Source organism: Streptomyces sp. NPDC002403, assembly GCF_053593015.1.
In genome coordinates this window covers 1-5,774 of the sequence record NZ_JBSFBQ010000123.1, presented here as the reverse complement: position 1 = coordinate 5,774, position 5,774 = coordinate 1, and the positions used below count along the sequence as shown (strand labels likewise).

General features: G+C 64.7%; 3 protein-coding genes and 2 pseudogenes. 3 read left to right on the top strand and 2 right to left on the bottom strand.

Annotation, left to right across the window (positions count from 1 at the left end; all coding sequences use genetic code 11):
* Positions 1-244: pseudogene (locus ACWCPY_RS42785) on the bottom strand (hypothetical protein); the annotation flags it as partial.
* 130 nt (positions 245-374) lie between these two features.
* Between ACWCPY_RS42785 and ACWCPY_RS42780 the strand changes: the two are divergent.
* A pseudogene (locus tag ACWCPY_RS42780) lies at positions 375-1,120 on the top strand (transposase family protein).
* A gap of 667 nt (positions 1,121-1,787) precedes the next feature.
* On the opposite strand, the gene ACWCPY_RS42775 reads toward ACWCPY_RS42780, so the two are convergent.
* Positions 1,788-2,599, bottom strand: a protein-coding gene (locus tag ACWCPY_RS42775) for an IS5 family transposase (protein ID WP_451274550.1) whose coding sequence is annotated in 2 segments (ribosomal slippage) — positions 1,788-2,279 and positions 2,282-2,599 — 810 coding nt in all. Because the reading frame shifts where the segments join, the coding sequence is not laid out codon by codon here.
* A 1,389-nt stretch (positions 2,600-3,988) separates the two neighbouring features.
* Here ACWCPY_RS42775 and ACWCPY_RS42770 point away from each other — a divergent pair.
* Positions 3,989-5,350 carry a cytochrome P450 gene (locus ACWCPY_RS42770; RefSeq protein WP_451274548.1) on the top strand — a complete coding sequence of 454 codons (1,362 nt, stop codon included), beginning with the start codon at positions 3,989-3,991 and terminating at the stop codon, positions 5,348-5,350.
* A gap of 96 nt (positions 5,351-5,446) precedes the next feature.
* Positions 5,447-5,686 (top strand): hypothetical protein, encoded by a 240-nt coding sequence (locus ACWCPY_RS42765; protein WP_451274546.1) that lies wholly within the window; start codon positions 5,447-5,449, stop codon positions 5,684-5,686.
* Positions 5,687-5,774: the final 88 nt, after the last annotated feature.

The window sequence follows — 5,774 nt, the reverse complement described above, 5'->3', positions numbered from 1 at the left end:
CGGCAAGGTTCAGAACACGGGCTATCAAAAGAAGCGGGACGGTGCCGCCGACATGATGGAACGCGCCCCATGGCGACCTCGTCGACGAACGGGACACCTCAAGGATCGAGCGCCCCTCGGCACACTCCAGCACGATCCGCGACCGCTGATCCAGAGCCTGGGCCGTCGTACGGCGACGCACCCACCCCTCCAGCACAACACGCTGGGCAGCGGTCACCGACAACGGCGGAAGGGTCTGCTGCACGTTTACAGAAGACCGTGAGCCCTTTCCAATCTGGCGGCGGCACTGTCGAGGCGGGCAGCTGTACAACGCGAAGAAGCTCCTGGTAGACGGGTTCACGACCAAGATCATCCGTGTCCGCCAAGAGCTTCGCGTGCTTGTCTACCCGTCGTCGATCGATCTGTCCAGCCACACCCTGCGCTATCTGACAGGACAACTCCGTGCCCGGCAGCGCGAGATCGGAACGCGGTGGCGACGGTTGCCGGTGGGTCGGCAGGCCCTGCTCGCCCTGGGCCACTTGAGGTGCGGTGACACCTACGCCCAGCTCGCGGCCGGGTTCCGCATTGGTGTCGCGACGGCCTATCGCTACATACGCGAAGCCGTCGACAACCTGGCCGCCCTCGCCCCGACCCTGGCCGAAGCGACGAAGACCATGCGGACGAAGGCGTTCGTGATCCTGGACGGCACCCTGCTACCTATCGACCGGATTGCCGCAGACGCCCCGTACTACTCCGGGAAGCATAAACGCCACGGCATGAACGTCCAGGTCCTCACCGACCCGTTCGGTGGGCCTCGCCCGCACTACCGGGCTCGACCCACGACCTGACCGCTGCACGTACTCACGGCATCATCGATGCCCTCGTCGACGCGGACGTGAAGTGCTGGGCGGACAAGGCATACCAAAGTTCCGGCCGCCCTGTCAGGGTCCCGTTACGCGGCCGACGGCTCAAGCGGTAGAAGCGACGGCACAACAGAACCCACACCAGGATCCGCTGCCTCGGCGAGCAATCCATGGCCACCCTGAAGGGCTGGCGTCTCCTGCGCAAACTCCGCTGCAGTACCAACCGGATCACCGATATCGTGAAGGCCATCGTCGCCCTTCATCACACCTCAACCTGAGGTTGGAAAAGGCTCGGTGCACCCCGCTACGACGTGGGCAAGAACTGTCTGGAAGGGGACAACCTTCACCCCTCAGCGACGAGTGAAGGTTCAAAGAACTCGTAACACGATCTTGCTGGCGTGCAGCGGCCTGGTCAGGGCAGTTGAGTAGGTCGCTGCTTCCTGTGCCAAGGTCGTCCGTGGGCTTCGCCGGAGTCATGCCGGGACGAAGCTCGGCCACCAGGGTGGGACATTGGCCGGGCAAAGCGGGGCGGGGTAGGAGTCCGGCACACCGAGCCACGTGACGAGGAACCAGGCGAACCGCAGGGTGAAGATGAGCCCCGCAGTCAGGGCTGTCCTGCGGTGACGTTTCCCGAGGGTGCCGTACAGGATCACCCACGGAACTGCAGCGGTGATCCATATGAGAGGCGCAAGAAGCAGCAAAGTCATGCTGTTGGCTGCTGCGCCGCTACCGATGTCACAAGCGGCCCAGGCTCTCCCAATGGCAGCAGTGGTCACCACCGCGGTCAGCCCACCGAAGACGACCCCAAGACCAGTTCCTCTCAACCAGCGGCTCGGAGGACTCGACGGCTCTGCTCCCACGATCATCTCCCCGCCTCGCCGTAGATGCGGAGAATACCAACGTTCTGAAGCAGCCCATCGGGGCCCTGGCCTGCCCTGACACCAGTCAGCCGTTCTTGGGCTTCCGAAGTCGCCGCCAGCAGATGAGGCTGCAGGCGAGGGAGACGAAGGCGTCGTGGAGTTCGGTGCGGCGTTCCCAGCGGACGGCCAGGCGCTTGAAGTTGTGGAGGAGAGCGAAGGTCTGCTCCACAACGTAGCGGAGCTTGCCCAAGCCCTTGATGTTCGGCGCTCCCTTGCGGGAGATGATCGGCAGGATCTGCCGATGACGCAGCTCGTCGTGGTGGGCGTTGGAGTCGTATCCCTTGTCGTCAAGCAGAGCTTCAGGTCTGCGGCGGGGCTTGCCTGGGCGGCCCGCGACGGGCGGGATGCCGTCGACCAAGGGGAGCGTCTGGGTGACGTCGTTGAGGTTGGCCGCGGTCGTGATGACCTTGAGCGGGGTGTTACGTCCATCGCAGATCAGGTGGTGTTTGCTGCCCGTCTTCCGCCGGTCGACCGGCGACGGGCCGGTGTCGGATCCCCCTTTTTCGCGCGGATGTGGGAACCATCTACGCACGCCCGTGACCAGTCGATTTCGCCGGCGGCGTTCAGCTCTGCAAGTAGAACCCGGTGCAGCCGGTCGAAGACTCCTGCTTTCTGCCACCGGTCCAGGCGATGCCAGCAGGTCTGCCCCGAGCCGAACCCCAGCTCCAAGGGCAGGAGTTGCCAGGCTATGTCGTTGTAGAGGACGAACAGGATGCCCTGGAGGCACAGCTGGTCCGAAACCGGTCGTGGCCCCGGCGACCGCTCCGGCCACGGCGGCAACAACGGCTCGATCAGAGCCCACAACTCATCGCCCACGATCCACGGTCGAGTACCCACGCCCTCACGAACGGACGATTCCTCACGCCGGTTACGCCCCACCAGCCAACATCACCAAGATCGTGTTACGAACTCAAAGAGAAGGCTGGGGGCTGGCCTGAGCCGTGTGGCGTGATGGGGACGGTGTCCCGCACGGGGTCGATCGAACCGCGCATGAACCAGGAGGGCAACTTCGGCGTAGGTAAATGTGACGGTGCCTGGAGTGTCGGTTGTGGATCTGTCAGGCCCTATTGGCTCTGGATTGCAGCGGCCTGCGAGGCATGGAACACCAAGGTCATTTCGGGGGCGGGCAAAGCAGAAGACCTGGCGACCTCTGGGCCCGGCGGCAGTACTCAGCTGCCTTCGCTGAGTACTGCCGCCGGATTTGGTGCCGACTCGCCACGGTGATCCCCGACCGGGTGGAGTTGAAGTCGCTGCCGTCTGAAATCAGGGAAGTAGTAGCGGAGAGGTGAGTGATGGGCAGGCCATACGAGAGAATTTTCACGGAATGAATAGAAAAGGGGAGAAAGGGGTGAGCGGGTGTAATATTCAGCAACGCTACTGGGTGCCCTAAATTTTTCCATCTTTCCCGAAACGTTCATGGAGAATTGATTGATGTTATATTGGCTCAATTCGCGGAGGGCGTTCTCGCGATTGCAAAAGGCCCCTGTCGAGGCCAGCACAAACCACTCTGTGAACATCCTCCCCGCCACCGCCCTCAACCTCACCCCAGTTGGTGCCGGGTTGAACGACATGCCACTCGGCACCACCCGCGCCTCCGCCTCGCACCTCGCTTCTCGGCTTGCCGTACAGCCCGGCGCCGCTGGACCTGTTCCACAACGGCAACCACTACGGCTGTTGCATCAGCGAGGACACCGGATCGGCTACCGCGAACGCTCACGCCCTCCAGGCCCTCGTGAGCCATCTGCGGCACTGCCCGACGGCAGAACACGCATAAGCCCCCCGAGCGGCGAAGCAATGTGACTGGCTGATCGGCCAGCAGCAATTCGAGGGCCACTGGACCGACAAGTGGATGCCTCCCCCTACTCCGCTACAGCGCGAAGTGTCACCGCGCTTGCACTGTACGAAGGTCACCACGCATCCAGGGCCGTCCAGACGGCTGCCTCGTTGACTTCTGACGTTCAACAGCTCTTGGGCGTGGGGCGGCACCTGCGAAGAGACTGTATATGCCGTCAAAACTGAGCAGCGCCACCCCGCACCGCCTCATCGGCTCACCCCGACTCTAGATCTCGCCGAGACATACCTGCGCCCGCCTCGCACCCCGCCCTGTGGCACGACACTGTCTGCGCCCACTGCAGTGATCGAAGCGGAAGTGCTCGCTGCGCGGGAGCTGCTGCCGGTACGTCGCGCAGCCGCACGTACAGAAGCATATATAGAAAGGATAGACGCGTGACTATCGAAATCGACGTTCCGCCGACCGCCCCGGGGCGGATGCCGCTCATCGGACACGTTGTCTCCCCGATCAAGGACCGCCTGAAGTTCGTCGAACGCCTGCGCACATACGGGCCGATCGTCCGTATCTCGGTCGGACCTAAGAAAGTGACCGTGGTCAACTCACATGAGCTGATACACGAGATGCTTACCAGCAAGTCCAATTCCTTCTCCAAGGGGTTTCTGGGCGAGAAGCTCAAGCTTCTCGGTGAGTCGGCCCTGCCGCTCAGGGAAGGCGAGCCCCACCTGCGCCGGCGCCGCCTGCTCCAGCCCGCCTTCCACCGCGAACGGATCAGCGGGTACGTCAACACCATGCGGGAAACGGTGGAACCGTCCCTCACAGGCTGGCGTGAGGGGGAAGTGCTCGACCTGAAGACCGAAATGGGGCTCATGGCCCAGGACGTGGCCATGTCAGTGCTGTGCTCCTTCCGCGCAGAGCAGGAGCGGGCACGGGCGATCCTCGACGCCGTCGACACGGTCTTCACGGCCGCCATCTGGCGCACCATGGTGCCCGTGTCCTCGTTGGAGCGGCTTCCCACCCGCAGCAACCGGCGGCTCAAGGCCGCCCGCAGCCTGCTGCGCAGCGAGGTGGCGGACATCATCGCGGAGCGCCGGGCGGCCCCCGACGCCCACGACGACCTCGTGACACTGCTCCTGGAGGCCCGGGACGAAACCGGTGCGCCACTGCCCGACAACGAGATCCTGTCGGAGATCATCGGGCTGCTGGCCGCGGGCTCCGAGACGACGGGAGTCATGCTGGCCTGGCTGTTCCACGAGCTGGGCCGCGACCCCGAGCTGGAGCGCAGGCTGCACGAGGAAGTCGACTCCGTGGTCGGAGAGGGCCCGATCACCGCCGAGCACGTCCCCCGACTCGCCTTCACCCGCAGACTGGTCAGCGAGGCCCTGCGCCTGCACCACCCCGGCTGGCTGGTGACCCGGCAGACTACCGAGCCCGTGCGCCTCGGGCAGACCAGACTGCCGGCGGGGGAGCAGGTGCTGTGGAGTCCCTACGCACTGCACCGGGACCCGGCCCTGTACCCCGACCCGCTGCGCTTCGACCCCGACCGCTGGCTGCCGGAGCGCCCCCAGCCGCCGAGAGGAGCCTTCATCCCCTTCGGGTCAGGAAAACGCATGTGCATCGGCGACGCGTTCGCCTGGACGGAAGCGACCGTCATCACGGCTTTCATCGCGTCCCGCTGGCGGCTGCGGCCCGTTCCGGGCGCCACCGTGGAGCCGGTCGGACTGCTCAGCGTGCAGCCGTCGGACCCTCGTATGGTCGTCGAAACCAGGCAGCGGGCTGTCGCGAGGATATCCGTATGAGTCACACCTGCAGCCCGAGCGTGCGTACCCTTGCCGATGCCCGACCTCCAAGGCTCCTTCCCCAGCTCCTTCGCTACGATCCCGTATGCCGACGCCATGGAGGATCAGACCGCCAACTGGTTCCGGACCTTCCCCTTGATCGGTTCACCCGGCGAGGCGAAGGCCCTCTGTAACATCATGGCCCAGGGGGTGGCTCGTCTCCTGCCCACGGCGGACCGGGACGGCGTGTTCCTCTGCGCCGATCTCTTTCTGTGGCTCGCCCCGTTCGACGACGTACACGGCGAGGCCGAAGGAGGCCGTGACACCGCCCGTCTGGTCTGCCGCATCAGTCAGTGAGCTTCTTCGAGTTGGCCACCGATTGAGTGATGGGCCGTGAAGCCCAACAAGCGAGGCCCCCGGGCTGTTGATCGAGATGTCTGACGTC